This is a genomic window from Nocardia sp. NPDC051750 (genome assembly GCF_044453135.1).
Taxonomy (GTDB): Bacteria; Actinomycetota; Actinomycetes; order Mycobacteriales; family Mycobacteriaceae; genus Nocardia.
The window spans coordinates 127,090-153,646 of the sequence record NZ_JBITCK010000009.1; the positions used below are offsets into that span (position 1 = coordinate 127,090).

The window sequence follows — 26,557 nt, forward strand, 5'->3', positions numbered from 1 at the left end:
GGAGCTCGCTACAGGTACATTCCGCCGTCGGCGTATTCCGTGCGGACCGCGATGCTCTCGGCACGGTCCCGCAGTGCGACCAGTTCGGCGAGCGTGGCACCCGCAGCGGGAATATCCGCGGGGGTATCGCCCAGCCAGGACCGCGCCTCGGCCGGGGTCAGCTTGCCGATCTCCACCTGCGCCAGGCAGCGGCCAGGCCGGGTGACGGCCGGATGCAAGCGGGACAGATCCTCGTTGGTGCTGATCGCGACCAGTACGTCACGGCCTTGGCCCAACATTCCGTCGGTGAGGTTGAGCAGGCGGGAAAGCCCCTGCCCCGAGGAAGATTTGGCTTCGGCGTGGATCAGTTCGTCGCAGTCCTCCAGGATCAGCAGCCGCCAGCGGTCCGATTCGTCGTCCTCGCCTTCGGCGCCCATGGCCGCCCGCATCAGATATCCCGGCTTGGCGAACAGCTGCTCCGGGTCGAGTACGCAATCGGCCTGGCACCACGGCGACCAGGTTCGGGCCAGCGACCGCAGGGCAGTGGTCTTGCCCGTCCCGGGCGGGCCGTGGAGTAGCAGGAGCCGGCCGCGGATATCCTTCGGCCCCAGGGCCATCAGCCGGTCCAGCGCGCCCGCTACGGGCGCGCTGTAGTTACCCCGGATCTCGGGCCACTCGGGCGTGGTGACGGGGAGGGCGCGGCGGACCGGCCCGCGGTCGCCCTGGTGCCAGAAACCCATTTTGACCGAGGACCGGTCGGTATCGGTTGCCACCTCGGCATCACGGGCCGACTCCCCGATGATCCGTTCGGCCAGCTCGTCGCTGACGGCGACCACCTCCAGTGTGGCCGATTTGTCGGCCCACCGATCGGAGCGCAGGGTCCACCCGTCCCCGAGGACGAGGATCGACTGCGCATCGGATTCGATCACCGACCGCGCGATCTGCGAGCCCGGTGGCCGCAGTGGCGCGTCCGCCCGCACCCGGTCCAGTTGTTGCTTCCGGTAGTACGGTTGCACGCCGCGGCCGAACAGGCTGAGGGTCAGCATGTCGAGCAGGTCGCGGGGCGTGGAATAGGAGTCGAGGGCGGCCGACCACGGCAGGGAGTCGGCCGGGTCGGCGGCGGTCGAGTCGAAGTCGATCAGGCGAAGTGGTTCGTTGCGTTCGGGCATCGCCGCCAATGATCTGCCCGGCGGTACGGCAGCGTCCACCGGTTTTCCGGAGGTCAGGTGCGCAGGGACAGCTCGACCGATAGCTTTGCGTCCGCCATGCGCCGACGGTAACAGGAGAACGGCCCCGGGCGGGCTCGGTATCGCACCGAACCCACTCCGGGGCCGCACAGTATTCCGCGTGGTTACAGCGCTTTGAGTTCCTCGGTCACCGCACCCACCGATTTCTTCGCGTCACCGAACAGCATGGCCGTGTGGTCGGCGTAGAAGAGCGGGTTGTCGATACCGGCGAAACCGCTGTTCATCGAACGCTTCAGCACGATCACCGATTTCGCCTGGTCGACATTGAGGACCGGCATCCCGTAGATCGGGCTGGCGGAATCCTCGCGGGCGGCCGGGTTGGTGACATCGTTGGCGCCGATCACCAGGGCGACATCGGTGCGGCCGAATTCGCCGTTGATATCGTCCATTTCCTTCATGGCGTCATACGACACCTCGGCCTCGGCGAGCAGCACGTTCATATGTCCGGGCATCCGGCCGGCCACCGGGTGGATGGCATATTTGACCTCCACCCCCTTGGCCTCCAGCAGTCCGGCCATTTCCTTCACCGCGTGCTGCGCCTGGGCGACGGCCATACCGTATCCGGGCACCACGATGACCTGGTTGGCGTAGGCCATCTGGATCGCGGCGTCGGCGGCGGAGGTGGCCTTCGCCTGCTTCTGTTCGCCGTCACCGGACGCGGCGACCGCGCCGCCACCACCGAATCCGCCCGCGACGATCGCCGGGATCGAACGGTTCATCGCCTTGGCCATCAGGTTGGTGAGGATGGTGCCCGAGGCGCCGACGATCATGCCGGCGACGATCATGGCCGTGTTGTTCAGCGCTAGCCCGGCCGCAGCGGCCGAGAGCCCGGTGAGCGCGTTCAGCAGGGAGATGACCACCGGCATATCCGCGCCGCCGATCGGCAGCACCACCATCAGGCCCAGCACACCCGCTGCCAGCAGCAGCAGGATCATCCACCACTGCGATACGCCGCCGTCGGCCGCACCGAGACCGATCACGACCGCCGCCACCACCGCGACGATCAGCAGCAGCAGGTTCACCACCTGCTGCAGTTTCCCGAGCCCGATCGGACGGCCGGGCAGGATCTCCTGCAGCTTGCCGAACGCGATGAGCGAACCCCAGAACGAGATGGAACCGATGATCGCGGCGAACAGCGATCCGACGATGATGTGCACCGTCGGCTCTTCACCGTGATGGAACACCGAGAAGCCGGTGGTGTCGATGAATTCGGCCCAGGCGATCAACGCGACCGTGCCACCGCCGACGCCGTTGAACGCCGCCACCAGCTGCGGCATCGCGGTCATCTTGGTGTAGCGCGCGGGCGGCACACCCAGGAGCACACCGACCACGAGACCGGCGACGATGATGATCCAGTTGCTGGTATCCCGCACCGCGATCAAGGTGGCGACCACCGCGATCGCCATACCGGCGGCCGCGATCCAGTTACCCCGGACCGCGGTCTTCGGGCCGGTCAGCCCCATCAGGCCGTAGATGAAGAGGGCGAAGGACAGGATGTAGAGGATATCGACCAGATTGTCCATGGGTCACTTACCTGCCTTCTCGGCACCCGCGGTGGGCTTCTTGCCTTTGAACATGCCCAGCATCCGGTCGGTCACCACGAAACCGCCGATCACGTTCAGCGTTCCGAACACCACGGCCACGAACAGAATGATCTGCACCCCGATCGAGGGGTCCTCCATCCGGCCCAGGGTGACCAGCGCGCCCAGTACGACGATGCCGTGAATGGCGTTGGTACCCGACATCAGCGGGGTGTGCAGGGTATTGGGGACCTTGGAGATCACCGCGAAACCCACGAATCCGGACAGCACCAGGATCGCGATATTCGCCAACAGCTCGCTGTACATCACTCGGCCTTCGTTGTCGGTTCGGCGTCACGGGTGACGCAGGAATCGGCCAGCACCTGATCGGAGAAATCCGGTTTCAGCGCGCCCTCGGCCAGCATGAGCTCCAGCAGCGCGGAGATATTCTTCGAGTACAGTTCGCTGGCGTGCTCGGGCATGGTGGCGGGCAGATTCAGCGGCGAGCAGATCGTCACCTCGTGCTTCACCACGGTTTCGCCGGGTTCGGTGAGTTCGCAGTTGCCGCCGGTCTCGCCGGCCAGGTCCACGATCACGCTGCCCGGTTTCATCCCCTCGACCGCGGCGGCGGTCACCAGGCGCGGCGCCGGACGGCCCGGTACCAGGGCGGTCGTGATCACCACGTCGAAACTCTTGATGGCGTCTTCCAGCGCCTGCTGCTGTTTCGCCTTCTCCTCGTCGGTGAGTTCGCGGGCGTACCCACCCTCGCCGGCGGCATCGATGCCCAGGTCGAGCCACTGGGCGCCCACCGAACGCACCTGATCGGCGACCTCGGGCCGCACGTCGTAACCGGTGGTCCGGCCACCCAGCCGCTTGGCGGTGGCCAGCGCCTGCAGTCCCGCCACCCCGACACCGAGCACCAGTACCGTTGCCGGTTTCACGGTGCCGGCGGCGGTGGTGAGCATGGGGAAGAAGCGGGTCGATTCCGACGCCGCCAGCAGCACTGCCTTGTATCCGGACACATTCGCCTGGGAGGACAGCGCGTCCATCACCTGGGCCCGCGAGATCCGCGGGATCGCCTCCACCGCGAACGCCTGAACCTTTGCTTTCTTCAGCGCGTCGATCTGGTTGTCGGCGTTGCGCGGCGCGAGGAATCCGATGAGGGTCTGGTCCGCGGCCAGTTTCGCGACCTCGGCATCGGTCGGCGGCGCGACCTTGACGACCACATCGGCGGACCAGGCGTCACCGATGGTCGCGCCGACCTCCTCGTAGGCGGTATCGGGAATGAGCGCGCCCAGTCCGGCTCCGGCTTCGACCACGACCTCCACACCCTGTTTCACCAGGGCAGGAATGATCTTCGGTACCAGGGCGACCCGCCGCTCGCCCGCGGCGGTTTCGCGAACGACACCGACACGCGCCCCGCGCGGCGACGAATCGCTCACGGTCTGCGTTGTCTCCACTTGTCTGTTTCCCTCTCCTACGGTGCTCGGCCGCCGATGACGGCGGCGGGCGGGGTGTCCGTGAACACACCCGCCCGAAATCCTCGCCACCGTACATCGGCCCGAGTGAGATTAGCTGAGATGCCCGTCACACCGACCGGGCAGGGCCTGTCACCTTCGCATCGGTAAATGCAGATCAGCGGGGATATCCGAGCGACCGCGCGTGCGAGTTTGAAAAGTTTGCCAATTCCTTCGACTCGTTCACCCCCCCGCTGACTCTTGGGCAATATAGTCACGAGGTGAGCGAATGCGTTTTCTGCCGGATCGTGGCCGGTGCCGCGCCGGCCCACCGGGTCTACGAGGACGGCGCCGTCTGCGCGTTCCTCGATATCCGGCCGATCACCCGGGGGCACACCCTGGTGATCCCCAAACACCACGCGACAGACCTGTCCGAACTCGACGCCGAGGCCGGGGCCGGACTGTTCCGGATCGGTCACCGGATCGCGCTGGCGGCACAGGGCCCGGCATTCGCCGCCGACGGCGCGAACCTGCTGATCAACGACGGCAAAGCGGCTTTCCAGACCGTCGGCCACGTGCACCTGCACGTACTCCCCCGCAAACACGGGGACAAATTCCGTGTCGCCTCCGGACTGGTGCTGCGCCGGTCGCACGAACCGGAGCAGGTCGCGGCCGCGCTGCGCGCCGGTCTCGCCGCGCTCGATACGCCGACCGCCGACACCGATACCGATCCCGGCTGATAGGAACGGTTCACGCCCGATTCCGACCAGCCCACGAAAGGCACCACCCATGCACGATCTCCCCAGCCGTCCCGAACTCGTCGCACTGCTGTCCGACCAGTTCGATGCCCTCGCCGATCTGGTCACCGGACTCGACGAGGACCGATGGCGGGCTCCCTCTCCGCTGCCGGGATGGACGGTTTTCGATGTGATCGGCCATGTCGTCGCCACCGAATCGCTCCTGCTCGGCGATAAGCCGCCGGCCCGCGACCCGCAGACACCCGATATCGACGTCAAGACCCTGCCGCATGTGCGCAACGACATCGGGGTGATGAACGAGATCTGGTTGCAGCGGCTGCGGTCCCGGTCCGGCGCGGACCTGCTGCGGATGTATCACGAGGTGATCGACCGGCGCCGGAAAGCGCTGTCGGCCATGGACGATCATGCCTGGCTGGCTCCCGCCCAGTCGCCGGTCGGTGAGGTGCCCTACGCGCGGTTCATGCGAGTACGGCTGTTCGACTGCTGGATGCACGAACTCGATATCGCGGACGCCCTGGGGAAACAGGTCGACGAGGGAGGCGCCCGCGGCGCGGGGGGCTTCGCGGAATTCGCGCAGTCGCTGCCGCGGGTCGTCGCGAAACGCGGGAAGGCCCCGGCGGGATCGCTGATCACTTTCGAGCTGACCGGCCCGCTCGCGCGGACACTGCATATCGAGGTCGGTGATCGCGCCCGCTATGTGGAGACGCCCGGCGGGGACGCCACCGTCACAGTGGCGTTGGATTCCGGCCTGCTGGTCCGGCTCGGCGGCGGCCGGGTGGACCCCGAGACGGTGCTGGACCGGATCGATATCCGTGGTGACACGGAGCTGGGCCGGCAGATAGTCCGGAACCTGGCGTTCACCATCTGATATGCGACTTTTCCTGTCGAGCTACCGATTCGGCGCCCACTACGACAAATTCGCCGCACTCGCCGGCGAACCGGGCCCGATCGCGGTGATCGCCAACGCCTGCGACTCCTGGCCACAGGCCCGCGCCGCCGCGCTCACCAGTGAATTGGTGCCGCTGCGCACGCTCGGATTCCGCCCCGAAGAGGTCGACCTGCGCGAATACTACGGGCGGGGAACTGATTTGGCCCGGAAGCTGGCTCGTTTCCCAGCGATATGGGTACGCGGAGGCAACACCTTCGTCCTGCGCGCCCAGTTCGCCCGCAGTGGCGCGGACCGGGCCGTCCCGGAACTACTGGCCGCGGACTCGCTGGTCTACGCGGGATACAGCGCCGGCGCGTGCGTGCTGAGCCCCGATCTGCACGGCCTGGAAACCTCCGACGATCCGGCTGAGGTACCGCCGACCTGCGGTATCGCCCCGATCTGGGAGGGACTCGGGTTGATCGACCGCCCGATAGTCCCGCATCTCGATTCACCCACCGACCCCGAGGGCACCGGTAACGCCCTCGCCGCCCGCTTCCGCGCCGCCGGCATCCCCCACTGGGCACTCACCGATAACGACGCTGTCATCCACGACGGAAACGAAACCCACGTCTACACCGGATGATTCGATAACCGGCGCTCCTGCCGGACGACCGCGGTCAGCCGCTGGATTCGCGTACCCGGGCGAGTGCGAACCCACGGTCGAGCAGTGCCGCGCGGTCCGCGGTCCCACCGGACCGTAGCCATTCACCGGATACGGCATCGAGTACGGCTACGGCCGTGTTCGTGAGCAGGTCCGCGGTGAACGAGTCGATCTCCGCACCCGGCAGTTGCCGCACCGCGTCGCTCACTCGCTGCCGCCATTCGGCCCGCCGCTGATGCAGTCGCCCGCCCAGTGCGGGGGTCACTTCGACGAGGCGCAGAACCGCCAGCATCTGCTCGCTCGCATGGATCTCGTCCTGCCAGTTCCGTAGGACGAAATGGAGTGAGTCCCAAGGATCTTCGCCGGCGGGCCGAGCCGCGAGGTCGGCGATCACCTGCTCACCCGTGAGGTCGATGCCGCCGAAAACAGCCTCTTCTTTCGTGGGGAAGTAGCGGAAGAAGCTGCGTTTGGTCATCCCCGCCGCGCGCGCGATCTCCTCGACGGTCGTCGCCTCGAAGCCTTGGCGCGCGAAAAGCCCGATGGCCACCTCGGTGAGTTCGGCGCGCACCGCCCGCCGAGTTCGTTCACGTAGTCCTTCCGCCATGCACTGGAGTCTACTTTTCAGCACCTTATGACTAAACTGTCACCAAGTGACAGTTTAGAGAGGCGGCAGCAATGACCATCAAAGGAAAGACCGTGCTGGTAACCGGGAGCACCGGCGGCATCGGCAAGGAAACGGCGCGACGGCTGGCCACGCTCGGCGCCCGCGTGACCCTCGTCGGACGCGACGCGGATCGCGCCGAGGCGGCCGTGGCGGAACTACGCCGAACCAGCGGGAACCCGAACGTCGACGCGATCACCGCCGACCTGTCACGGCTTCGCGACGTGGGCCGCCTCGCCGAACAGATCACCGCGCGAATCGGCCGGCTCGACGTTCTGATCAACAATGCGGGAGCGACTCGAACCCACCGCGAACTGACCGAGGACGGGATCGAAACCACGTTCGCGGTCAATGTCGTCGCGCCGTTCAGCCTGACACATCGGCTGCTCCCCGCGTTGAAAGCCGCGGACGCGGCCCGGGTCGTCAACATCACCGGCGGCGTCCCGCGGGGGCGAATCGACCTCGACAACCTACAGGGCGAGAAGTCGTATGTCGGGCTCTCGTTCTACAACCAGACCAAACTGGCCCAGATGGCGATGAGCTACACCTTCTCCCAGCGGGTCGCGGGCAGCGGAATCACGCTGAATGTCGCCTATCCCGGCCACGCCTACACCTCGATGAACAGAAACCTCACGACGAGCGCCTACCCGCCGCTCGCCCGCCCGATCGTGCCGCTACTGCGCCTGGCGATGCCGGTCCTCTACGGCCACCGCGCGGTGGTCGCCGCCACGCGGTCCAGCGTCCATCTCGCATCCTGCCCCGAGGACCGCACGAGCCACGGGGTCTACTTCAACAGCAAGGCCGCCGCCACTCCGTGGCCGAAGGCCGTCCTCGACGAAACCACCCGGAGCACCATCTGGGATCTCTGCGAGAAGCTGTGCGAGCACCGGGCCACGCAGTAGCGGACCGTCTCGCTTCCGCCCGCCGCGGGCTTCCCCCGCGGCCGAGCAGCGGGCCGGGATCAGCGGCGGCGGAACACGATCCAGCGCATGGCGGAATACATGTACACGGCCTCGCACGCCCCGGCCAGCAGCCGGGACAGGTGGTATTGCACGCCCAGCGCCGCGAGACCTGCCCCCACGCCCAGGATGAACGCCAGATAGTTGATCACCACCACAACGGTGTAGATCACCGCCTGCCGCCCGGCCGGTGCGTGGGATCGGAAGTTCAAGGTGCGGTTGAGATAGAACGCCAGCGCGAAGGCGCATACATAGCCGACCGTCACCGACAACCAGCCCGCCAAGCCCAGCCCGCTGCGCATAGCGGTGAGGATCAGCAGGTCGATACCGAAAGTGAAACTGTTGATCAGCGCGAAGCCGAGAAAAGTCGGGGGGACTATCCGGTCCAGACCCCAGGGCAGCCGCGCGACCACCGCCTCGCACCACCGGGCGAACCGGCTCGCCCACGTTTCAGCGTTCGTCGCCAGCTCCTGCACGCGGCCAGGGTGGCAGGGGCAGGTGACGAGGAGGTGAGCACCGGGCAAACCACGAGATCACGGCCCCTTTGCGAGACTCCCCCGGGGTGCGCCGGTCACCCGCGACAGACCCCCGAAGGCAGCCGACTACGGGACAGCGGATCGGGATTCGAGTCCCAGCGCCCGGCTCCACCGAGGCGATTGTTGCCATTCCGGCAATTTTGCTTGCCGATATGGTCAGGGTTCTGGATAGTCGGCACCGAGGAGGTGGTCGATGTGACCGGACAACTGGAGAACGACCAGCTGGAGAACGAGTACGACGTGGTGGTGGCCGGCGGCGGCGCGGCCGGACTGAACGGAGCCCTGATGCTGGCGCGCTCCCGGAGAACCGTCGTAGTGATCGACGCGGGCGCACCCCGCAACGCCCCTGCCGATGGGGTGCACGGACTGCTGGCCCGCGACGGGATGCCACCCGCGGAACTGCTCGAGCGCGGACGGGAGGAAGTACGCAGCTACGGCGGGCGCGTGGTGTCCGGGGAGATCACCGAGGCCGCGCGCGCGGCGGACGGTTTCACGATCGGTCTGGCCGACGGACGCACCGTCCGCGCCCGGCGACTGCTGGTCACCACCGGATTGACCGACGAACTCCCGGATATCGACGGTTTGCGCGAACGGTGGGGTCACGATGTCGTGCACTGCCCGTACTGCCACGGCTGGGAGGTCCGTGACCGGGCGATCGGCGTCCTGGGGACCGGTCCGATGTCGATGCATCAGGTCCAGTTGTTCCGCCAGCTCAGCGACGATGTCGTGTTCTTCACGCACGAAGGTCCCGAACCGACCGCCGAAGAGTCCGAGCGGCTGGCAGCGCGCGGCGTCCGGGTGGTGACCGGAAAGGTCACCGCGGTCGAGACGGGCACCGGCGGGATCACCGGACTGCGCCTCGCCGACGGCACGGTGGTCGCCCGGGAGGTCGTCGCCGTCGGGACGCGCATGGTCGCCCGGGCCGGTTTCCTGGACGATCTCGGTCTCCCGGCGATCGAACATCCGGCCGGCGTCGGCCGCTACATCCCGGCCGACGCCACCGGCCGCACCGAGGTGCCCGGAGTATGGGCGGCGGGCAATGTCACCGAACTCACCGCTCAGGTGGGCGCCGCCGCGGCGGCAGGCGCGATGGCCGGGGCACAGATCAATGCGGACCTGGTCGAAGAGGAAATCCGCGCCGCCGTAGCCGCCCGCGCTTCGGTGACACCCGGGGTATAAAGCGCGAAAGCCGGTGAGCCCGGGTCGGATTCGGGTAGGCGTGCCAGGACCCCGCTGTTACCGCATCGGAAGCCTCGCAGGTGCGGCACGACAACCCGGGCCCGGGAGCTACCGTTGGCAGCGTGGACCTGCGCGCATTGACCGACCGGCTGCCCGCCGGCGCCGTGATCTCCGACCCCGATATCGTCGCCGGATACCGGCAGGACCGGGCCCTGGATCCCGGCGCCGGCACACCGGCCGCCGTGGTCCGGGCCACCGGCACCGCGGATGTGCGGGAAACCCTGCTGTGGGCCGATGAGCACCGGGTTCCGGTGGTGCCGCGCGGCGCCGGCTCCGGACTGTCCGGTGGGGCGACCGCGCTGGACGGCGGGATCGTGCTGAGCACGGAGCGGATGCGCGATATCCGGATCGACCCGGTCACCCGGACCGCCGTGGTCCAGCCCGGGCTCCTCAATGCCGAGGTGAAGAGGGCGGCGGCGGAGCACGGACTGTGGTATCCGCCGGACCCTTCGTCCTTCGAGATCTGTTCCATCGGCGGTAACGCCGCCACCAACGCGGGCGGACTGTGCTGTGTGAAATACGGCGTGACCACCGACTACATCCTCGGTATGGAAGTCGTGCTGGCCGACGGCACCGTGGTGCGGCTGGGCGGCACGCAGTTGAAGGATTCGGCCGGGTTGTCGCTGACCAAGATGTTCGTCGGCAGTGAAGGCACGCTCGGCGTGATCACCGAACTCACCCTGCGGCTGCTGCCCGCGCAACCCGCACAGCACACCGTCGTTGCCTCGTTCGGCACGCTCACCGCGGCCACCGAGGCCATCCTCACCATCACCGGCGCCCTGCGGCCCGCCATGCTGGAGTTCATGGATTCCGTCGCGATCAACGCGGTGGAGGACGAAATGCGGATGGGACTGGACCGGACCGCCGCCGCGCTGCTGGTCGCACGGTCCGACGCTCCCGGGGATCACGCCGCCCACGAGGCCCGGGTCATGCTCGAAGCGTGCCGGGCCGCAGGTGCGACCGAGGTCTTCGAAACCGCCGACGCCGAGGAGGGCGAAGCCTTCACCGCGGCCCGCCGCTTCGCGATCCCGGCGGTCGAACGGATCGGCACGCTACTGCTCGAAGACGTCGGGGTGCCGCTGCCCCGGCTCGGCGACCTCGTCACCGGGGTCGCCGAGATCGCTCGCCGCAACGCCGTGACCGTCTCGGTGATCGCGCACGCCGGCGACGGCAACACCCACCCGTTGATCGTGCACGACCCCGGCGACCCGGACGAAACCGCACGCGCCCATCGCGCGTTCGGCGAGATCATGGACCTGGCCATCGCGCTCGGCGGCACCATCACCGGTGAGCACGGGGTCGGGCGGCTGAAGAAGGACTGGCTGCCCCAACAGCTCGGACCCGATGTCATGGCGCTGACCCGCCGGATCAAGGACGCCCTCGACCCGCACGGCATCCTCAACCCCGGTGCGATCCTCTGAACGGGATCCCGCGGCCGTAACTCGATCGCCGGCCCCCGGAACAAACTCCGTGCGGGTGACCGTTCCACCTGAGGTGACCACCGAACTCCGACACAACGCCGCCGATACCCGCTTCGAGATCTATCTCGACGACGCATTGGCGGGCTATGCCGATTACGCGGAAACCGAGAGCCCGAAGGTCCGCAATTTCCACCACACGATCACCTTCCCGGAATTCCGGGGACGCGGGGTCGCGGGGCAGGTGGTGAAGTACGCGCTCGACGAGAGCCGGACGGCGGGCTATTCCGTGGTCGCCACCTGCTGGTATGTGGACGAGTACATCGGCAAACACCCGGAATACGCCGACCTGGTCCACCGCTGAGCAGTACCCGTCGGCTGGTAGATCCCGGGCGCCGGCCGGCGGTCCCGGGCGGGCATCCGGAGGCAGAATGCGGCGCGATCAGCTCGCCGTCTCGGCCCGGATCCACTCCCCGTACGCGGGGTTCACGCCGACCACCGGCACCGCGACGACCTGCGGCACTTCATCGGGGTGCTCGGAATTGGCACGCTCGATAATCGCGGCGACATGCGACGCCCGGGTGTGCAGCACCACCACGGCTTCCGACGCATCCTCCACATCGCCCTCCCACCGGTAGATGGACCGGACCTCCGGATGGATGTTCCCGCACGCCGCCAACCGGTCGGTCACCAGCCCGCGGGTGAACTCCGCCAGCCATTCTTCATCGGGCCCGCTGATGGTCACGTCCACAAGATCGCTATCGCTCACGGCGTCCATGATCCACCAGCGCGACGGGTCCCGCCCGGCCAGCACAGCGGAGCCCTGGGACCGAAGGAGGAGTTACACCCGCTTCGTGAACGGCCCCGCCACAGCCCGGCTGTCGGAAATGGTCCGATCGGCATCGATATCGCATTCGATGACCGCGCTGGTGGATCGCGCCGACGGCTCGTAGAGCCAGGGTAGGTTGCTGTCCAGCCACTGTGCGACACCGTGCGAGGCGGCACTCGTCAGACCCGCGATCTGCACGATGACGCGACCGTCCTCCTCTCGGCGGCCGAGGAATCCGATGTCGGTTCTACCGGCGGTGCCGGCATCACCGGATGATGTGTACCGGCGGCCGGTGACCTTGTCGACGAGACACCATTCACCGTCGATCTTTTCGAGGCTCAGCGCATCGTCGCCGGCCATCAGTTGCTGTGCCACCGGAGCCGAGTCGGGATCGCAGATCAGCACCGCGTCCCCGGGGGGTACTTCCTCCGCGGCGGGGTCTATCTCGAACCGTGAGGAGGCGATAGACAGGCGGGCCAGAATTTTCTCGATGAGCTTGTGGGCCGCTTCGTCGTCGTGCTCGACGGCGGGACCTTCCCCGCCATTCTCCGCCGCATTCCGCCGGGGAACCCCGACCGCGACCGGCCCGATTCCGAAGAAGGCACGCTCGGCCGGCGGCGCACCCGATTTGATCTGGCTGATCCGGCCCTTGGTGATGCCGAGTAGCTCAGCGATTTCGGTGTAGCTCAGTCCGTTACGGTGAGCTTCCTCGATCGCCTCCTTACGGAGCCGCGCCAGTTCGGCGGCCCGCTGCTGGTAGAGCGTCATCAGTTCGGTTGCCCGCTGCCCACGCCGCACCGGGTCGGGTTCGGATCGAACCTGGTCGAACTCGCTTGTGCCACCCACGCCCTGAGTCTAGAGATACCCGCTTGACCACATCGGCCGGTTCACGTACCGTTTCGGTTTACCTCCCCTAAATGACTCGCGAGCACCCTCCGGCCTACCGGTTTAGGAAGCATAAATCACGGCATGATCCCCGCACGCCGATTCGCCATGTGCGGGACCGACGAATCCATGAACATACGAGGTCACCCAATGAACCATGATCGTCCCCGCTTGCCATCCCAACCCCCCGCCGGCACTGGCGGACAACCACTTCCGGAACCGGCCTGCCACTGCCGGGCCGAGCCGTGGATCCTCCGTGGAATGCTGTGCACGACAACCGTTCCCGACCGATTCGTCTGCCCGGAAACCGACCACTGTCTCCACGGCACAACCCTCGCGGATGGAAGGATCGCCGAGCACTGGAGGAACGTGCCCGGTGAATGCCCCTGGGTGGGAACCAAAGTCACCGGCCACCCCCGCTGCGCCTGTGGGCGGGGCCCCTGGATCAAACTGCGGCACCTCCGCATCTTCATCCGCAAGAACCTCACCGGCCCGGTGGTTTCCATCTCCTGCCCCGGCTTGTGCCCCGGACCCCACGTCGCCGTCCACGACCACCATGTCTGCGATCACCCGCGCGACAGCCGCACCCGATGCCCGTGGTCCGGCACCAGAATCGCCCCGGTGGGCATGGCACCACCACTGTTTGTCCCGAATCCGGTCTCCGACAGAGGTATTTGAACGAGATTACGGCCGGCGCCAAGCGCATCGACTGCTACGGCAGACCGGTCCACAACCGCAACCGATTCGCCGTCGGATCGGCCGCCGCGACCGTCGCGGCGGCCGGTGGTGCGCGGACCTGGACACGACCACCTCCGGTGGCGAGATCTGGCGCATCGAGCACATACCGGTACCGGAAGGCGCCCGGTACCGTATCCGATCGAGAGGTCCGCTCAGACGAGGCGCAGACCTTCGGATCGAAAGATACTCGAGGACATCATGTTCAAGCTCTTCTCCGCTGCTCTGCTGACCGCGGCAGCGGCCGCCGCCCTGCAGGTCGCGCCCGCCGCGACCGCGCAGGCGATGTCCCCCAGCTGCGCCAAAGCCATCGAGCTGATCAATATCGCGATCGACACGAGCGGCGGCACCATGGACGCCGCCACCTCGCAAGCTTTGTCCGACCGGCTGCTGGGTGTGGCCGAACTGACCGCCGGCGCGGAAAAGGATGCGATCACCGGCTACGCCCACGCCCTGGTCGATGACAATGTCACCGATCTGACACCCGCGACGGACCAACTCAACCGCGCCTGCGTCTGACCATCCGACTGCCGGCCGGCAGCCTCCAGGGTTGTCCCCGGGCTGCCGGCCGGACGCCGTTATTCAGCGGATTACCCCTTGAGTAGGGCGCGGGACATGACCACCCGCTGGATCTGGTTGGTGCCCTCGTAGATCTGGGTGATCTTGGCGTCGCGCATCATCCGCTCCACCGGGAAGTCGGTGGTATAGCCCGCGCCGCCGAACAGCTGGACCGCGTTCGTGGTGACCTCCATCGCCACATCCGAGGCGAAGCATTTGGCAGCGGCCGAGATGAAGCCCAGGTTCTTCTCGCCACGTTCGGCGCGGGCGGCGGAGGTGTAGACCATGAGTCGCGCGGCCTCGATCTTCATCGCCATATCGGCGAGCATGAACTGGGTGTTCTGGAAGTCGGCGATCGCCGTGCCGAACTGTTTACGGTCCTTGGTGTAGGCCAGGGCCGCGTCCAGGGCACCCTGCGCGAGGCCCACGGCCTGGGCGCCGATGGTGGGGCGGGTGTGGTCGAGGGTCTGCAGGGCGGTTTTGAAACCGGTGCCCGGTTCGCCCACGATCCGGTCGCCCGGGATGCGGCAGTTCTCGAAATAGAGTTCGGCGGTGGGGGAACCCTTGATGCCCAGTTTGTGTTCGAGCGGGCCGACCACGAAGCCTTCGTCGTCCTTGTGCACCAGGAACGCGGAGATCCCGTTGGCCCCCTTGTCGGGGTCGGTCACGGCCATCACGGTGTACCAGGAAGACTTGCCGCCGTTGGTTATCCAGCATTTGGACCCGTTGAGGATCCAATCGTCGCCCTCCTGCCGGGCGCGGGTGCGCATACCGGCGGCGTCGGAACCGGCCTCCCGCTCGGACAGCGCGTAGGAGGCCATCTCACCGTTGACGATATCGGGCAGCACCTTCTGCTTGAGCTCCTCGGAGCCGTTGAGGATCATGCCCATGGTGCCGAGCTTGTTGACGGCCGGGATGAGCGAGGAGGAACCGCAGACCCGGGCGACTTCCTCGATGACGATGCAGGTAGCGACGGAGTCGGCGCCCTGGCCCCCGTAGGCCTCCGGGACGTGCACGGCGTTGAACCCCGCGGCATTGAGTGCCGCCAGCGCCTCCTCGGGGAAGCGCGCGTGCTCGTCCACATCCTTGGCGTGCGGAGCGATCTCCTTCTCGCACAGGGCGCGGATGGCCGAACGCAGCTCGTCGTGGAAATCCTCGAGCTTGAACAGATCGAAATCCGGGTTTCCCGCCATTGGGGTTCACTCCTGTTTGCCGGTGTGGTGCCACTGATCGGCACTCGGTGTCAGATCCCTTCCCACTATACCGCCTGTAAAGCACGCCATCCGCAGTACGTTATGGCACTCAGTGTCAGTCGGTGGCGGGCTCCGCCAAATCACCGAGACGCTGATGCAGCAGTTCCGCGATATGCCGGGCGGGTAAATCACGCCGGAACACCGCGAGCACCAGTTCGTCATTACCGGCCGAACGACGGTCGCCACGCGGAATGGTGCTCAATTCGGCGCGCAGATCGGCGGGCCCGGCCGCCGACTCGCCGCGGACCATCCGGCGCAACAGATAGTTGTGGGTGGCGGTCACCGCGGCCGTGAACTGCACCCGCGACAGATCCGAGGAATCGGGCAGCCGCTCGCGCAGGTAATCGGTGAACAAGCGCTCGTACCGGAACACGGTCACGATCTCGCGGTCGCGCAGGGCCGGCACCCGGCGCACCACGTGGTAGCGCCGCTCGGCGATATCGCGCCAGCGCGTGAACCGCTCGAAAACCTGCACCACCGCCTCGCAGACGGCCTCCCACGGATCGATCTGCGCCTGCTGCAGATACTCCTGGGCGGCAGCCAGCTGGGCCTCGTGATCGGCGAAGATCACGTCCTCCTTGGACCGGAACTGCCGGAAGAAGGTACGCCGCGAGATACCGGCCGCCTCGGCGATCTCGTCCACCGACGTCGCCTCGTAACCCTGATCCGCGAACAAGCGCAGGGCCTCGTCCACCACGCCCAGCCGGAATCGGACCAGTTCGGCCCCGCCGGGCCGGCGCACGGTTTCCTCGTTGTCCATAGCGTCACCGTATCGAGCCGCGGGCGCAGGTCGTCAGCGTCATCGATCACGGGCGAGGCGCCCCCGGGCACCGGCTCGGTCGTGACCCGAGCCCGGCCCGCAGCGCTGGGCTACCCCAGCAAGCGGTTGCGTAGGGCCTCGTCCTTCTCCAGCACCATGGTCTCCAGGGCGGCCTGGAACTGTTCCATCCGCTCGCGCAGGGTGGGGTCGGAGGCGCCGAGAATCCGCGCGGCGAGCAGGCCCGCATTGCGGGCGCCGCCGATGGAGACGGTGGCCACCGGCACCCCGGCCGGCATCTGGACGATCGACAACAGCGAGTCCATACCGTCGAGGTATTTCAGCGGCACCGGGACACCTATCACGGGCAGCGGGGTCGCGGAGGCGACCATGCCGGGAAGATGGGCGGCGCCACCGGCACCCGCGATGAGGACCCTCAGGCCCCGGCCGGCGGCGTCCCGGGCGTAGTCGAGCATGCGCTGCGGCGTGCGGTGCGCGGACACCACGCCGACCTCGAACCGGATCCCGAACTCCGCCAGCGCCTCGGCGGCGGCCTCCATGGTCGGCCAGTCGGAATCACTGCCCATGATCAGCCCGACCGCGGGGGAACCCGGAATACTGCCTGCCACCACGTCACTCATGCGGATCCCATCCGTCGGTCCATACCCCGTGCGACATCCAGTGCGCCGCACGCTCGGCGCGTTCCCGCACCACGGCCACCTCGTCGCCCAGCACGTTCACATGCCCGATCTTGCGGTCCTTGCGTTCACCCTTGCCGTACAGGTGCACTTTGGCATCCGGCATCCGGGCGAACAGATGGTGCAACCGCTCGTCCATCGACATCGCGGGCGCCTCGGGCGCACCGAGGATATTCGCCATCACCGTCACCGGGGCCAGCGGGCCGGTATCGCCGAGCGGGTAGTCGAGCACCGCGCGCAGATGCTGTTCGAACTGTCCGGTGCGCGCACCGTCCATCCCCCAGTGCCCGGAATTGTGCGGGCGCATGGCCAGCTCGTTGATCAGCAGTTCCCCGTCGTATGTCTCGAACAGTTCGACAGCCATCGCCCCGACCACTCCGAGATCGCGGGCCAGTCGCAGCGCGAGTTCCTCGGCCTCGGCGGCCAGTTCCTCGGACAGGTCCGGTGCCGGCGCGATCACCACGGCGCACTGACCGTGCCGCTGCACGGTTTCCACCACCGGCCAGGTCGCCGCCTGACCGTAGGGCGAGCGGGCCACCATCGCCGACAGTTCCCGTTTCAACGGGACCCGGACCTCGGCCAGCAGTTTCACCCCGGCGCCGAGCTGCTCGGCGGCGATCTTCGCGGCCTCCTCGGCGTCGGCGGGCATCCACACACCGCGCCCGTCGTAGCCGCCGCGAATCGCTTTCAGCACGATCGGCCAGCCGTGTTCGGTGCCGAACCGCACCGCGTCGGCCTCGGCTTCGACCACGGCGAACGCCGGAACCGGCAGGCCGCGCGCGGACAGTTCGGTGCGCATCGCCAGTTTGTCCTGCGCATAGCGCAGCGCCTGCGGCGGCGGGAGCACGCTGACCCCCTCGGCGACCAGCTTCTCCAGATGCTCGGTCGGGACGTGCTCGTGGTCGAAGGTCAGCGCGTGCGCACCGGTGGCGGCGCGGCGCAAGGCGTCCAGATCGGTATGGCTGCCCAGTACGACATCGGGGCTGACCTGCGCGGCGGGATCGTCGGGCCGTTCGGCCAGTACCCGGAGCCGCTGCCCCAGCGCGATGGCCGCCTGATGCGTCATCCGGGCCAGCTGGCCGCCGCCGACCATGGTGACGGTCGGCATCGCCGCGGAATCGAATCTACGAGCGTTCACGTCGGTCAATACTGTCACGTCCTGCGCGAACGGTGGCTAGCGGTATGCTCTGGCCTTGTGTCATTCGTCGACGACGTGGTGCGCGTCCTACCGCAGCCCCTGCAGGATATTGCCTTCCGGCAACGCGAACTGATCAAGTTCGCCATTGTCGGGGCGACCACGTTCGTGATCGACAGCGGCATCTTCTACGCCCTGAAGTGGACGGTTCTGGAGGAGAAGCCGGTCACGGCCAAGATCATCGCCGGTGTTATCGCGGTGATCGCCTCCTACATCCTCAACCGTGAGTGGTCGTTCAAGAACCGCGGCGGGCGGGAACGCCATCACGAGGCACTGCTGTTCTTCGCCGTCAGCGGCGTGGGCGTGGTGCTCAGCATGCTCCCGCTCTATGTCTCCCGCTATGCCTTCCAGCTGCACCAGCCCACGGTGAGCTTCATGGTGGAGAACATCGCCGACTTCATCAGCGCCTACCTCATCGGCAACCTGCTGCAGATGGCGTTCCGGTACTGGGCGATGCGGCGCTGGGTCTTCCCGGACGAGGTCGACCAGATGCTGGAGCAGCTCGAGGACTACGTGGAGGAAGAACACCACCGGCGCCTCGGCCGCTGAGTAACGCCGCCGCTTCGCCGCTCAGCTCACGACCGCCTCGACCGCTCAGCGCCGACAGCCGGCACCGCCGCGCAGCAGGCTCGGCCGCCCGCCGGCATCCCGGCCACTCAGTCCCTGCGTCGGGCTCGGACGATCGGTCCCGGCGCACTCAGCGCGGTTCGCCCACCCGCCGGTTCTCCACCCGTGCCGCCAGTGGTTTGCCGAGGAAGACGGCGAACAAGGCCGGACGCCGGCGCTGTAACTCCAGCCGGCCCCCGTCCGCCTCGATCAACGCGCGCGCCAGCGCCAGCCCCACCCCGGTCGACCCGGCCCCGGAGAAACCCCGGTCGAAAATATGCGGCGCCAGTTCGTCGCTGACCCCGTCTCCTTCGTCGGCCACCTGCACACACACCAGGGGCTCGCGATCCTGTCCCGGGCGGACCGTACGCACCGATACCGTGCAGGTGCCGCCGCCGTGCATCAGCGCATTGTCGACCAGTACCGTCACCGCCTCCCGCAACCGGGAACCGGTGATCGGGGCACGCAGCGATTCGTCGCCGGTCAGATCGAGCAGGCGCCCGGCCTCCCGGAACGGGTGCCGCCATTCGGTGACGATGCCGCGCAGTTCGTCCATCACCGGAACCGGATCACGGTCGGCGGCATCCTCGTCCCGGGACGCACGGACCAGATCGTCGATGGCCTCGGTCAACCGGTCGACCTGAGCCATGGCCTCCTCGGCCTCGTGCACCACCGCCGGATCGGAATGCGCGGACAACTCGTCCAGACGCAACCGGACAGCGGTCAGCCGGCTGCGCAACTGGTGCGAGACATCGGCCACCAGCGCATGCTCCCGCTGGAGCCGGCCGGCGATCTCGACGGTCGCCGAATCGAGCACATCGGACACCCGGTCCAGCTCGGCGATACCGTGCCGGCGCGGATCCGCCCGGAAATCCCCCATGGTGAGCCGCGCGGCGCGGGCCGCGACATCGCGGATCGGGTCGGCGACCCGGCGCGCGGTGACGATCGCGACGGTGATCGCCGCCCCCAGCGAGATCGCCACGGCCAGCCCCACTCCGGCCACCGCCTGCCGCTGCCGGGCCTGCATCGGCGTCGCGGGAACCTCGAGCCGCAGCGAGCCGTCGGTCCCCATCGACAGCGATTCCACCAGCGGATCGTCGACGGTGGCGGCCCCGATCTCCACCTTCGCCGCATTGTCCTCCGGCGACGGATACACAACGGTGAGGCGGCCGCCCTCGGGAACGAGCGGCTCCACCGTGCGCAGATCCAGCTCGCCCTGCACCACGCCGATACTGCCTTCCTGCCCGATGACCTCGGCGGAGATCTGTTCCAGCCGCCCACGCAGATCGTTGCGGGTGATGTCCTCGACCCACAGCCACGCGGTGTAGGTGAGCGGCAGCCCGAGCACCACCGTGGTCAGCATCAGCACGGTCAGCATCGACCGCAGAATCCGGCGCCGCACGTCAGTCGGTGTTCAACCGGAAGCCGACCCCGCGCACGGTGACGATCCGCCGTTCCGCCATCGGGCCTTCGTCGCCGATTTTGCGGCGTAACCAGGACATGTGCATATCGAGCGTTTTGGAGCCGCGCAGCTCGGCATCACCCCAGACCTCGCGCAGGATCGTCTCCCGCGCCACCACCTGACCCGCCCGGTCGATCAGCACCTTCAGCAGCTCGTATTCCTTGTTCGCCAGCCCCACTTCCACCCCGTTGACCAGTACCCGCCGAGCCGCCGGTTCCAGCCGGATACCGCCGACCTCCACCGTGTCGTCGCCGATTCCGCTACGCCGCAGCAGGGCCCGCACCCGGGCCAGCAGTTCGGCCAGCCGGAACGGCTTACCGACGTAGTCGTCGGCGCCGGCATCGAGGCCGACCACGAAATCCACCTCGTCGGTGCGTGCCGTGAGCATCAGCACCGCCATTTCGGCGCCGCGGGCCCGCACCTGCCGGCACACCTCCAAACCGTCCATTCCCGGCAGCCCGAGATCGAGGATCAGCAGATCATGGTGTCCTTCCAGCGCCCGGTCCAGCACCGCGGGACCGAAACTCTCCACGGTCACCGAATATCCTTCGCGGCCCAGCGCCCGGGACAGCGGCGCGGCAATAGCCTCGTCGTCTTCGCCCAGCAGTACGGCGGTCATGCGACCAGATTACGGTCCACCGGCCGGCGGCCCGCGCTCCGGCGACCGGGCGCGAGCGCGTTGCCCCGGCTCGTCAGTAGGTTCCGTGTCGCGGCGAGGCCTCGAAAACCTGGTGGTACAGCAGGGCGTGCACCTGTTCCACGTTCGGGATATCGGCGTACTCCAGCGGTTCCTCGGACGAGGAGCCGATGATCAGCTCGCCGGTACCGAACATCCGGTCCACCAGTCCGTGCCGGAACTGCACGCTGGAAATACGGCTCATCGGGATATCGATACCGCTGTGGGTCAGCACGCCTTCCCGCACCAGCACCCGGCGGTCGGTGACGATGAAATGCGTCGACTTCCAATCCATGATCGGTGCCACGCTGCGCCAGGCCAGAATCGCCAGCCAGAGCCCCAGAATCAGCAGCAACAGCACCGAGCGCATCGTCTCCTCGGTGGTACGCCACACCAGACCGCCCAGGAAACCGGCCAGCGCGGTGCCGACGATAAGCGTCGCGACCGGCCACAACAGCATCTTCCAATGGGGGTGGGTGTGCAGGATCAGCCCCTCGTCGGGCGCCAGCGCATCCTCCGGATAACCCATGCGCAGAGTCTAATGGCGCACGGGGTGTTTACCGCGCGTCCGGCGTCGCGGGTTTCGGCTGGCCTGCCGCCGGGTTGCTGGGGCGCAGATGCGTGATATCGCCGGCGGCGACCGCTTCCTCGCCGATCAGGAGCCGGCCGGCGGAATCGATATCGCGGGCGATACCGGTCAGCAGCCCGCCACCCGGTAGTTCCGCGCGCACCGGCGTGCCGAGGGTCGCGCACCGCTCCCGGTAGGCAGCGGCGAGGGGCGCGGTGTCCCAGCCCGAATCGCGCCAGGATGTGAAGCGCTGGGCGAATTCCCGCAGGATGCCGAGTACCAGCGCTGTGCGGTCCGGGTCCGCGACGTCGCACAGGGTGAGCGAAGTCGCGTGCGGGACCGGCAGCTCGTCGGCCGTGAGGCTGACATTCATGCCGACCCCCAGCACGACGGCCGGCCGCGGATCTCCGGGAGCGACTTCGGCGAGGATGCCCGCGATTTTGCGGCCCTCGATGAGGACGTCATTGGGCCATTTCAGGGCGGCCGGTACGTCCGTTGCCGATCGCAGCGCGTCGACCACGGCCGTTCCCGTGAGCAGGGGCAACCAGCCGAGTAGCTCCGGGTCGACCCCGGCCGTACGGACGAGCATCGATAACGAGATCTGCGCCCGCGGCGGACTCGCCCAGGCGCGGGCGAGCCGGCCCCGGCCCTGTTCCTGCGCCTCGGCCAGCAGAACGACCCGGTCGACTTCCGGGTCCGTGGCGCGGGCGAGCAGATCCGCATTGGTGGAGCCGGTCGATTCGACCACTTCTATTCCGGTGAAGAACGCCAGTTCCGGGGTTTCGGTGAGCGCTCGCCGCAAACGTTCGATATCCAACGGAGGCCTGTCCACCTGGGGCAGGGTACTGGTCCGGTTCACCGGTCACCGCGGCGCGGTGACCGGTGAACGGCGTGGGAGAACTATCCGACGAGGTCGAAGCCCATATCGGACGCCTGGCGGCAGATAGCGCCGGCTTCGGTCTCTTCGGTTTCGGTCTCTTCGGTCTCCGGAACCCGCTCGGTGATCGCCGGCTCCGGCTCGGTCACCCGCGTGAACGCGACGGCTTCCGGGAATTGTCCGGTACGAGTTGTCCAGTGCCACATAGCAGGCCACCTCCCCTCTTGACTCCAAAAGCGGCCTGCTGCAAGGATATTGCGCGAAGTACCCGCAGCGAAAGCGAATTGATTGCGGCCCCGCGTCGCTCTGTTCGGCAGGTCGCGCGTCGTACCTGCGTACGCGGCGATTCGCGGTACACATAGCGCCCGGCGGCGACCGACCCACCTGGGGTTTTCCTGACCAGGGCTTACTCACCGGTAGCGAGATCTGGGTTAACAGAGCGGTGGGGCTCTGGTTACACTCCGACCCATGACGAGTGTCCAGCAGCAGCCCACGCCGGATTCGGCAGGTGCTCCCGATATCCACACCACCGCCGGCAAACTGGCTGACCTGCGGAATCGGCTGGAAGAAGCCAAACACCCGATGGGTGAGGCCGCGGTCGACAAGGTGCACGCCAAGGGCAAGATGACCGCGCGGGAACGGATCCTCGCGCTGCTCGACGAGGGTTCCTTCGTCGAACTCGATGCCCTGGCCCGGCACCGCAGCGTCAACTTCGGCCTGGATCAGCAGCGCCCCCTCGGCGACGGCGTGGTGACCGGTTACGGCACCATCGACGGGCGCGAGGTGTGCATCTTCAGTCAGGATTCCACCGTGTTCGGTGGCAGCCTCGGCGAGGTGTACGGCGAGAAGATCGTCAAGGTCATGGACCTGGCCCTCAAGACCGGCCGGCCGCTGATCGGTATCAACGACGGCGCCGGAGCCCGCATCCAGGAGGGCGTCGTCTCACTCGGCCTCTACGGCGAGATCTTCCACCGCAATATCCAGGCTTCCGGCGTGATCCCGCAGATCTCGCTGATCATGGGCGCGGCCGCGGGCGGGCACGTGTATTCGCCCGCGCTCACCGACTTCGTGGTGATGGTCGACGAGACCAGCCAGATGTTCATCACCGGCCCGGACGTCATCAAGACCGTCACCGGTGAAGAGGTCACCATGGAGGAGCTGGGCGGCGCCCACACCCATATGGCGAAGTCGGGCACGGCGCATTACGTCGCCTCCGGTGAACAGGACGCCCTGGACTACGTCAAGGATCTGCTGTCCTACCTGCCGAGCAACAACCGCGCCGAGGCGCCCCGTTTTCCGGCGTCCGACCCGATCACCGGCGCGATCGAGGAGTCGCTCACCGAGGAAGACCTCGAACTCGACAGCCTCATCCCGGATTCGCCGAACCAGCCGTACGACATGCACGAGGTCATCCGCCGGCTGCTCGACGACGACGAATTCCTCGAGATCCAGGCCGAACGGGCCATGAACATCATCGTGGGCTTCGGCCGGGTCGACGGCCGCAGTGTCGGCATCGTCGCCAACCAGCCGACCCAGTTCGCCGGCTGCCTCGATATCGACGCCTCGGAGAAGGCCGCGCGCTTCGTGCGCACCTGCGACGCCTTCAACGTCCCGATCATCACCCTGGTGGATGTGCCCGGCTTCCTGCCCGGCACCGACCAGGAATTCAACGGCATCATCCGGCGCGGAGCCAAGCTGCTCTACGCCTACGGTGAGGCCACTGTGGGAAAAATCACGATCATCACCCGCAAGGCCTACGGCGGCGCCTACGACGTCATGGGCTCCAAGCATATGGGCGCCGATGTGAACCTGGCCTGGCCCACCGCCCAGATCGCGGTGATGGGTGCTTCCGGCGCGGTCGGATTCGTGTACCGCAAGCGGCTGGCCGAGGCCGCGCGGGACGGCGCTGACGTGGACAAACTGCGCCTGGAGCTGCAGAACGAGTACGAGGACACCTTGGTCAACCCGTACGTGGCGGCCGAGCGCGGTTATGTGGACGCCGTGATCCCGCCGTCGCATACCCGCGGCCAGATCGTCTCCGCGCTGCGGCTGCTCGAACGCAAGATGGTGACCCTTCCGCCGAAGAAACACGGCAACATCCCGCTGTGATCCGGCGATACCCTCAGTAGGCCGCACACTGGTCCGGGGTATGTGATCGGTGGAAGGTGATCGGTTCGAACTACGCGAGCCCGATCAAGGTAAGAGAGAGGATCTGGCACTGTGACGATCGTGGCAGAAGAAGAAGTACTGGCCGCAGCCGAACTGGACCTCGCCACCGGGGATCTGGCGGTCGATACCGCGAGCGAATCCGACGCGAGCCCTGCCGCCGAGTCCGGCGGGCAGCCGTTCCTCGTGATCGAGAAGGGCGCGCCCAGCGACGCCGAGATCGCCGCATTGGTGTGTGTGTTCACCGCCGCCGCCGGGGCGGCCTCGGCACCCGCCGATACCGGACCGGAGGACCTCTGGGGCCGGCCGACGCTGCTGCACCGCGGTAGCTCTCCGTTCTCGCCGTACTCCTACCCGCAGCTGTCGCATCTGCGTTTCTGATACCGAACCAGGAGATCGCCAGGTGACCCGGCTGGTCCTCGCGTCCGCATCCCCGGCCCGCCGGTCGGTACTGCGGGCCGCCGGTATCGAACCGCTCGTCCGGATCTCGGATGTGGACGAGGATGCGGTGGCGGCCGCGCTACCCGCCGATACCGGCCCACGGCAGATCGTGGTGGAGCTGGCCCGGGCCAAAGCCCGCACGGTGGCCGCGTCGCTCGCCGAAGAGGATCCCGGACCGGGTGACGATCTGGTCGTGGTCGGTTGCGATTCGATGCTGTTGATCGACGGCGCGCTACAGGGTAAACCGCATACGCCGGAGGTCGCCCAGGCGCGCTGGCAGGCCATGGCAGGGCATTACGCCGATCTGGTGACCGGGCACTGCGTGCTCCGGTACCGGTCCGGCACCGTCACCGCCGAAGCCGTCGACTGCAGCGCCACCACCGTGCACTTCGGTAAACCCGACCCGGCCGAACTGGACGCCTATATCGCCACCGGTGAACCGTTGCAGGTGGCGGGCGCGTTCACCCTGGACGGCCTGGGCGGCTGGTTCGTCGACCGGATCGACGGCGACCCGTCCAGTGTGGTCGGTATCGGTCTACCGCTGCTGCGCCGACTGCTCCAGGAAGTGGGCGTCGGTATCGCGGAGCTGTGGGCCGCCGGCCGGCCCTGACGCCGGCGGTGTGCGGAGCGCCTGCCCGGCCTGCTGCCGCGCGGTGGGGGTGAGCGGACCCGCCGAAGCCGGCAGCGGTCCGGTCTCCAGCGGCGCCGACGTCGAGGGAAGCCGGTTGCCCGGCGGCACCGTCCGGCCCGATCCCCGCGACATCCGCGCCGCTTGCCCGGCGGCCGCATCGATCAGGCCCGGGGCCGGCGCTACCCGTGCGGTGACCGGGGCCCCTTCCGAGCCGGTTCCGGTGTCCGGTGGACCGACCCGCCGCAGCCGCACTTCACAGATCTCGTCGGCCACAAACGGCACGAGTTCGGCTTCGACCTTGCCCGGCGCGCCCGCGCCCTCCAGCAGTTCGGCGAGCAGGCCGCGGTGCACACCGCACACGACCTCGGTATGCGTGCGCGCCAGATCGCGCAGGGGGCAGGCGGTCAGCCGGACCACCGCGGTGTCCTCGACTTCCCGGCCCGCGGTATCGCGTTCCGGCGCGAAGCCCAGTTCCGACATCAGCGAAACGGTGCGATCCTTCGCGTCGCGCACCGTTTCGACGGGCTCGTCAGGGGTGTCGAGTTTGCCACCCCACGCCCGGCCGGCGGCCATCCCGGCCGCTGCCTGCTGCGCGGGATCGGGTCCGAGTTGATCGGCCAGTGCCTGGGCCAGGTCCTGGTAGCCGACGCTGCGCTGTACGGCGCGGTATCCGATTCGCGGCCGGCCACGGCCCCGCGGCGGCTGCTGGAACTGCCGGACCAGCGACTCACGGGTGAGAATATCGAGGTGGAACCGCACCGTGGTGACGTGCTGGCCGGTGATCTGCGCCAGTTGCTGGGCGTCGAGGGGTTCGCTCGCGCTGCGGAGGATCGCGAGCAGGCGCCGCCGCGGCCAAGAGTCAGACATAGCTCACCCCTCCTTCGGGGAGACTTTATCGGAGCCGTATGCGCCTAATT

Annotated in this window: 30 protein-coding genes; 12 read left to right on the top strand and 18 right to left on the bottom strand. The window is 67.8% G+C overall.

The annotated features are described in order from the left end of the window. Nucleotides 1-8 precede the first annotated feature (8 nt). The 4 genes from ACIA75_RS34050 to ACIA75_RS34065 form a co-directional block, all read right to left on the bottom strand. On the bottom strand, nucleotides 9-1,148 hold the full coding sequence (locus ACIA75_RS34050; protein WP_397111182.1) for a DUF5925 domain-containing protein: 1,140 nt from the start codon (nucleotides 1,146-1,148) through the stop codon (nucleotides 9-11). A gap of 182 nt (nucleotides 1,149-1,330) precedes the next feature. After that, on the bottom strand, nucleotides 1,331-2,749 hold the full coding sequence (locus ACIA75_RS34055) for an NAD(P)(+) transhydrogenase (Re/Si-specific) subunit beta (RefSeq protein WP_397111183.1): 1,419 nt from the start codon (nucleotides 2,747-2,749) through the stop codon (nucleotides 1,331-1,333). 3 nt (nucleotides 2,750-2,752) lie between these two features. After that, nucleotides 2,753-3,073, bottom strand: a complete 321-nt coding sequence (locus ACIA75_RS34060; RefSeq protein WP_397111184.1) for an NAD(P) transhydrogenase subunit alpha — start codon at nucleotides 3,071-3,073, stop codon at nucleotides 2,753-2,755. Beyond that, the gene (locus ACIA75_RS34065) at nucleotides 3,073-4,206 is read right to left on the bottom strand and encodes a Re/Si-specific NAD(P)(+) transhydrogenase subunit alpha (RefSeq protein ID WP_397111185.1); all 1,134 of its coding nucleotides are present in this window, start codon (nucleotides 4,204-4,206) and stop codon (nucleotides 3,073-3,075) included. The genes ACIA75_RS34060 and ACIA75_RS34065 overlap by 1 nt, the downstream gene beginning before the upstream one ends. Before the next feature lie 278 nt (nucleotides 4,207-4,484). On the opposite strand from ACIA75_RS34065, the gene ACIA75_RS34070 reads away from it, so the two are divergent. Genes ACIA75_RS34070 through ACIA75_RS34080 form a run of 3 tightly spaced genes read left to right on the top strand, consistent with a single transcriptional unit; the run spans nucleotide 4,485 to nucleotide 6,472 of the window. Further along, nucleotides 4,485-4,943: an HIT family protein gene (locus tag ACIA75_RS34070; protein WP_397111186.1), complete on the top strand. Its 459-nt coding sequence runs from the start codon at nucleotides 4,485-4,487 to the stop codon at nucleotides 4,941-4,943. A gap of 49 nt (nucleotides 4,944-4,992) precedes the next feature. Further along, nucleotides 4,993-5,829 carry a maleylpyruvate isomerase family mycothiol-dependent enzyme gene (locus tag ACIA75_RS34075; RefSeq protein ID WP_397111187.1) on the top strand — a complete coding sequence of 279 codons (837 nt, stop codon included), beginning with the start codon at nucleotides 4,993-4,995 and terminating at the stop codon, nucleotides 5,827-5,829. Nucleotide 5,830: 1 nt separating this feature from the next. Then, the gene (locus ACIA75_RS34080; protein ID WP_397111188.1) at nucleotides 5,831-6,472 is read left to right on the top strand and encodes a Type 1 glutamine amidotransferase-like domain-containing protein; all 642 of its coding nucleotides are present in this window, start codon (nucleotides 5,831-5,833) and stop codon (nucleotides 6,470-6,472) included. Between the two features lie 34 nt (nucleotides 6,473-6,506). Here ACIA75_RS34080 and ACIA75_RS34085 read toward each other — a convergent pair whose 3' ends face one another. Beyond that, nucleotides 6,507-7,094 (bottom strand): TetR family transcriptional regulator, encoded by a 588-nt coding sequence (locus tag ACIA75_RS34085; protein ID WP_397111189.1) that lies wholly within the window; start codon nucleotides 7,092-7,094, stop codon nucleotides 6,507-6,509. A gap of 71 nt (nucleotides 7,095-7,165) precedes the next feature. Between ACIA75_RS34085 and ACIA75_RS34090 the strand changes: the two genes are divergently transcribed. Further along, complete coding sequence (locus ACIA75_RS34090) at nucleotides 7,166-8,053, top strand: SDR family NAD(P)-dependent oxidoreductase (RefSeq protein ID WP_397111190.1); 888 nt, start codon at nucleotides 7,166-7,168, stop codon at nucleotides 8,051-8,053. Nucleotides 8,054-8,112: 59 nt separating this feature from the next. Here ACIA75_RS34090 and ACIA75_RS34095 read toward each other — a convergent pair whose 3' ends face one another. After that, a complete protein-coding gene (locus tag ACIA75_RS34095) occupies nucleotides 8,113-8,586 on the bottom strand; it encodes a GtrA family protein (protein ID WP_397111191.1) in 474 nt (157 codons plus the stop codon). 255 nt (nucleotides 8,587-8,841) lie between these two features. On the opposite strand from ACIA75_RS34095, the gene ACIA75_RS34100 reads away from it, so the two are divergent. From ACIA75_RS34100 to ACIA75_RS34110, 3 genes are all read left to right on the top strand, one after another. Beyond that, nucleotides 8,842-9,825 (top strand): NAD(P)/FAD-dependent oxidoreductase, encoded by a 984-nt coding sequence (locus ACIA75_RS34100; RefSeq protein WP_397111192.1) that lies wholly within the window; start codon nucleotides 8,842-8,844, stop codon nucleotides 9,823-9,825. Between the two features lie 122 nt (nucleotides 9,826-9,947). Then, on the top strand, nucleotides 9,948-11,306 hold the full coding sequence (locus ACIA75_RS34105) for an FAD-binding oxidoreductase (RefSeq protein WP_397111193.1): 1,359 nt from the start codon (nucleotides 9,948-9,950) through the stop codon (nucleotides 11,304-11,306). 73 nt (nucleotides 11,307-11,379) lie between these two features. Further along, nucleotides 11,380-11,667: a GNAT family N-acetyltransferase gene (locus tag ACIA75_RS34110; RefSeq protein WP_397111354.1), complete on the top strand. Its 288-nt coding sequence runs from the start codon at nucleotides 11,380-11,382 to the stop codon at nucleotides 11,665-11,667. A gap of 78 nt (nucleotides 11,668-11,745) precedes the next feature. Here the strand turns inward: ACIA75_RS34110 and cutA are convergent, their stop codons facing one another. Together cutA and ACIA75_RS34120 are read right to left on the bottom strand one after the other, a co-directional pair. Then, the gene (cutA, locus tag ACIA75_RS34115; protein ID WP_397111194.1) at nucleotides 11,746-12,072 is read right to left on the bottom strand and encodes a divalent-cation tolerance protein CutA; all 327 of its coding nucleotides are present in this window, start codon (nucleotides 12,070-12,072) and stop codon (nucleotides 11,746-11,748) included. 72 nt (nucleotides 12,073-12,144) lie between these two features. Beyond that, nucleotides 12,145-12,978 (bottom strand): sigma factor-like helix-turn-helix DNA-binding protein, encoded by an 834-nt coding sequence (locus tag ACIA75_RS34120; RefSeq protein WP_397111195.1) that lies wholly within the window; start codon nucleotides 12,976-12,978, stop codon nucleotides 12,145-12,147. A gap of 975 nt (nucleotides 12,979-13,953) precedes the next feature. Between ACIA75_RS34120 and ACIA75_RS34125 the strand changes: the two genes are divergently transcribed. Next, a complete protein-coding gene (locus tag ACIA75_RS34125) occupies nucleotides 13,954-14,271 on the top strand; it encodes a hypothetical protein (protein WP_397111196.1) in 318 nt (105 codons plus the stop codon). Nucleotides 14,272-14,342: 71 nt separating this feature from the next. Here the strand turns inward: ACIA75_RS34125 and ACIA75_RS34130 are convergent, their stop codons facing one another. The 4 genes from ACIA75_RS34130 to ACIA75_RS34145 form a co-directional block, all read right to left on the bottom strand. Further along, nucleotides 14,343-15,503 (bottom strand): acyl-CoA dehydrogenase, encoded by a 1,161-nt coding sequence (locus ACIA75_RS34130; protein ID WP_397111197.1) that lies wholly within the window; start codon nucleotides 15,501-15,503, stop codon nucleotides 14,343-14,345. A gap of 115 nt (nucleotides 15,504-15,618) precedes the next feature. Continuing rightward, nucleotides 15,619-16,323, bottom strand: a complete 705-nt coding sequence (locus ACIA75_RS34135; RefSeq protein ID WP_397111198.1) for a TetR family transcriptional regulator — start codon at nucleotides 16,321-16,323, stop codon at nucleotides 15,619-15,621. Nucleotides 16,324-16,433: 110 nt separating this feature from the next. Next, entirely contained in the window at nucleotides 16,434-16,907 is a 474-nt protein-coding gene (gene purE, locus ACIA75_RS34140) for a 5-(carboxyamino)imidazole ribonucleotide mutase (RefSeq protein WP_397111355.1), read from the bottom strand. A 46-nt stretch (nucleotides 16,908-16,953) separates the two neighbouring features. Further along, nucleotides 16,954-18,156 carry a 5-(carboxyamino)imidazole ribonucleotide synthase gene (locus ACIA75_RS34145; protein ID WP_397111199.1) on the bottom strand — a complete coding sequence of 401 codons (1,203 nt, stop codon included), beginning with the start codon at nucleotides 18,154-18,156 and terminating at the stop codon, nucleotides 16,954-16,956. Between the two features lie 57 nt (nucleotides 18,157-18,213). Here ACIA75_RS34145 and ACIA75_RS34150 point away from each other — a divergent pair, with 57 nt between their 5' ends. Beyond that, the gene (locus ACIA75_RS34150; RefSeq protein ID WP_397111200.1) at nucleotides 18,214-18,762 is read left to right on the top strand and encodes a GtrA family protein; all 549 of its coding nucleotides are present in this window, start codon (nucleotides 18,214-18,216) and stop codon (nucleotides 18,760-18,762) included. 148 nt (nucleotides 18,763-18,910) lie between these two features. Here the strand turns inward: ACIA75_RS34150 and ACIA75_RS34155 are convergent, their stop codons facing one another. The 5 genes from ACIA75_RS34155 to ACIA75_RS34175 all read right to left on the bottom strand — a co-directional run bounded on the left by ACIA75_RS34155 (nucleotide 18,911) and on the right by ACIA75_RS34175 (nucleotide 22,608). After that, a complete protein-coding gene (locus ACIA75_RS34155) occupies nucleotides 18,911-20,221 on the bottom strand; it encodes a sensor histidine kinase (protein ID WP_397111201.1) in 1,311 nt (436 codons plus the stop codon). A 1-nt stretch (nucleotide 20,222) separates the two neighbouring features. Beyond that, on the bottom strand, nucleotides 20,223-20,900 hold the full coding sequence (locus tag ACIA75_RS34160; RefSeq protein ID WP_397111202.1) for a response regulator transcription factor: 678 nt from the start codon (nucleotides 20,898-20,900) through the stop codon (nucleotides 20,223-20,225). Between the two features lie 73 nt (nucleotides 20,901-20,973). Then, complete coding sequence (locus ACIA75_RS34165; protein WP_397111203.1) at nucleotides 20,974-21,486, bottom strand: PH domain-containing protein; 513 nt, start codon at nucleotides 21,484-21,486, stop codon at nucleotides 20,974-20,976. Nucleotides 21,487-21,514: 28 nt separating this feature from the next. Next, nucleotides 21,515-22,357, bottom strand: a complete 843-nt coding sequence (locus ACIA75_RS34170; protein ID WP_397111204.1) for a biotin--[acetyl-CoA-carboxylase] ligase — start codon at nucleotides 22,355-22,357, stop codon at nucleotides 21,515-21,517. 68 nt (nucleotides 22,358-22,425) lie between these two features. Beyond that, on the bottom strand, nucleotides 22,426-22,608 hold the full coding sequence (locus tag ACIA75_RS34175) for a hypothetical protein (RefSeq protein WP_397111205.1): 183 nt from the start codon (nucleotides 22,606-22,608) through the stop codon (nucleotides 22,426-22,428). A gap of 262 nt (nucleotides 22,609-22,870) precedes the next feature. On the opposite strand from ACIA75_RS34175, the gene ACIA75_RS34180 reads away from it, so the two are divergent. The 3 genes from ACIA75_RS34180 to ACIA75_RS34190 all read left to right on the top strand — a co-directional run bounded on the left by ACIA75_RS34180 (nucleotide 22,871) and on the right by ACIA75_RS34190 (nucleotide 25,619). Further along, complete coding sequence (locus ACIA75_RS34180) at nucleotides 22,871-24,511, top strand: acyl-CoA carboxylase subunit beta (protein WP_397111206.1); 1,641 nt, start codon at nucleotides 22,871-22,873, stop codon at nucleotides 24,509-24,511. A 111-nt stretch (nucleotides 24,512-24,622) separates the two neighbouring features. Beyond that, nucleotides 24,623-24,949 (top strand): acyl-CoA carboxylase subunit epsilon, encoded by a 327-nt coding sequence (locus tag ACIA75_RS34185; protein ID WP_397111207.1) that lies wholly within the window; start codon nucleotides 24,623-24,625, stop codon nucleotides 24,947-24,949. 22 nt (nucleotides 24,950-24,971) lie between these two features. Next, a complete protein-coding gene (locus ACIA75_RS34190; protein ID WP_397111208.1) occupies nucleotides 24,972-25,619 on the top strand; it encodes a Maf family protein in 648 nt (215 codons plus the stop codon). On the opposite strand, the gene ACIA75_RS34195 is transcribed toward ACIA75_RS34190, so the two are convergent. Continuing rightward, nucleotides 25,545-26,507, bottom strand: a complete 963-nt coding sequence (locus ACIA75_RS34195; RefSeq protein WP_397111209.1) for a transcriptional regulator — start codon at nucleotides 26,505-26,507, stop codon at nucleotides 25,545-25,547. The two genes, ACIA75_RS34190 and ACIA75_RS34195, sit on opposite strands and share 75 nt — an antisense overlap. Between the last annotated feature and the right edge of the window lie 50 nt (nucleotides 26,508-26,557).

Coding starts and splice junctions, on each gene's coding strand:
- ACIA75_RS34050 (WP_397111182.1), bottom strand. CDS start 1,148: ATGCCCGAACGCAACGAACCACTTCGCCTGATCGACTTCGACTCGACC.
- ACIA75_RS34055 (WP_397111183.1), bottom strand. CDS start 2,749: ATGGACAATCTGGTCGATATCCTCTACATCCTGTCCTTCGCCCTCTTC.
- ACIA75_RS34060 (WP_397111184.1), bottom strand. CDS start 3,073: ATGTACAGCGAGCTGTTGGCGAATATCGCGATCCTGGTGCTGTCCGGA.
- ACIA75_RS34075 (WP_397111187.1), top strand. CDS start 4,993: ATGCACGATCTCCCCAGCCGTCCCGAACTCGTCGCACTGCTGTCCGAC.
- ACIA75_RS34080 (WP_397111188.1), top strand. CDS start 5,831: ATGCGACTTTTCCTGTCGAGCTACCGATTCGGCGCCCACTACGACAAA.
- ACIA75_RS34085 (WP_397111189.1), bottom strand. CDS start 7,094: ATGGCGGAAGGACTACGTGAACGAACTCGGCGGGCGGTGCGCGCCGAA.
- ACIA75_RS34090 (WP_397111190.1), top strand. CDS start 7,166: ATGACCATCAAAGGAAAGACCGTGCTGGTAACCGGGAGCACCGGCGGC.
- ACIA75_RS34125 (WP_397111196.1), top strand. CDS start 13,954: ATGTTCAAGCTCTTCTCCGCTGCTCTGCTGACCGCGGCAGCGGCCGCC.
- ACIA75_RS34130 (WP_397111197.1), bottom strand. CDS start 15,503: ATGGCGGGAAACCCGGATTTCGATCTGTTCAAGCTCGAGGATTTCCAC.
- ACIA75_RS34135 (WP_397111198.1), bottom strand. CDS start 16,323: ATGGACAACGAGGAAACCGTGCGCCGGCCCGGCGGGGCCGAACTGGTC.
- purE (WP_397111355.1), bottom strand. CDS start 16,907: ATGGGCAGTGATTCCGACTGGCCGACCATGGAGGCCGCCGCCGAGGCG.
- ACIA75_RS34160 (WP_397111202.1), bottom strand. CDS start 20,900: ATGACCGCCGTACTGCTGGGCGAAGACGACGAGGCTATTGCCGCGCCG.
- ACIA75_RS34165 (WP_397111203.1), bottom strand. CDS start 21,486: ATGGGTTATCCGGAGGATGCGCTGGCGCCCGACGAGGGGCTGATCCTG.
- ACIA75_RS34175 (WP_397111205.1), bottom strand. CDS start 22,608: ATGTGGCACTGGACAACTCGTACCGGACAATTCCCGGAAGCCGTCGCG.
- ACIA75_RS34180 (WP_397111206.1), top strand. CDS start 22,871: ATGACGAGTGTCCAGCAGCAGCCCACGCCGGATTCGGCAGGTGCTCCC.
- ACIA75_RS34195 (WP_397111209.1), bottom strand. CDS start 26,507: ATGTCTGACTCTTGGCCGCGGCGGCGCCTGCTCGCGATCCTCCGCAGC.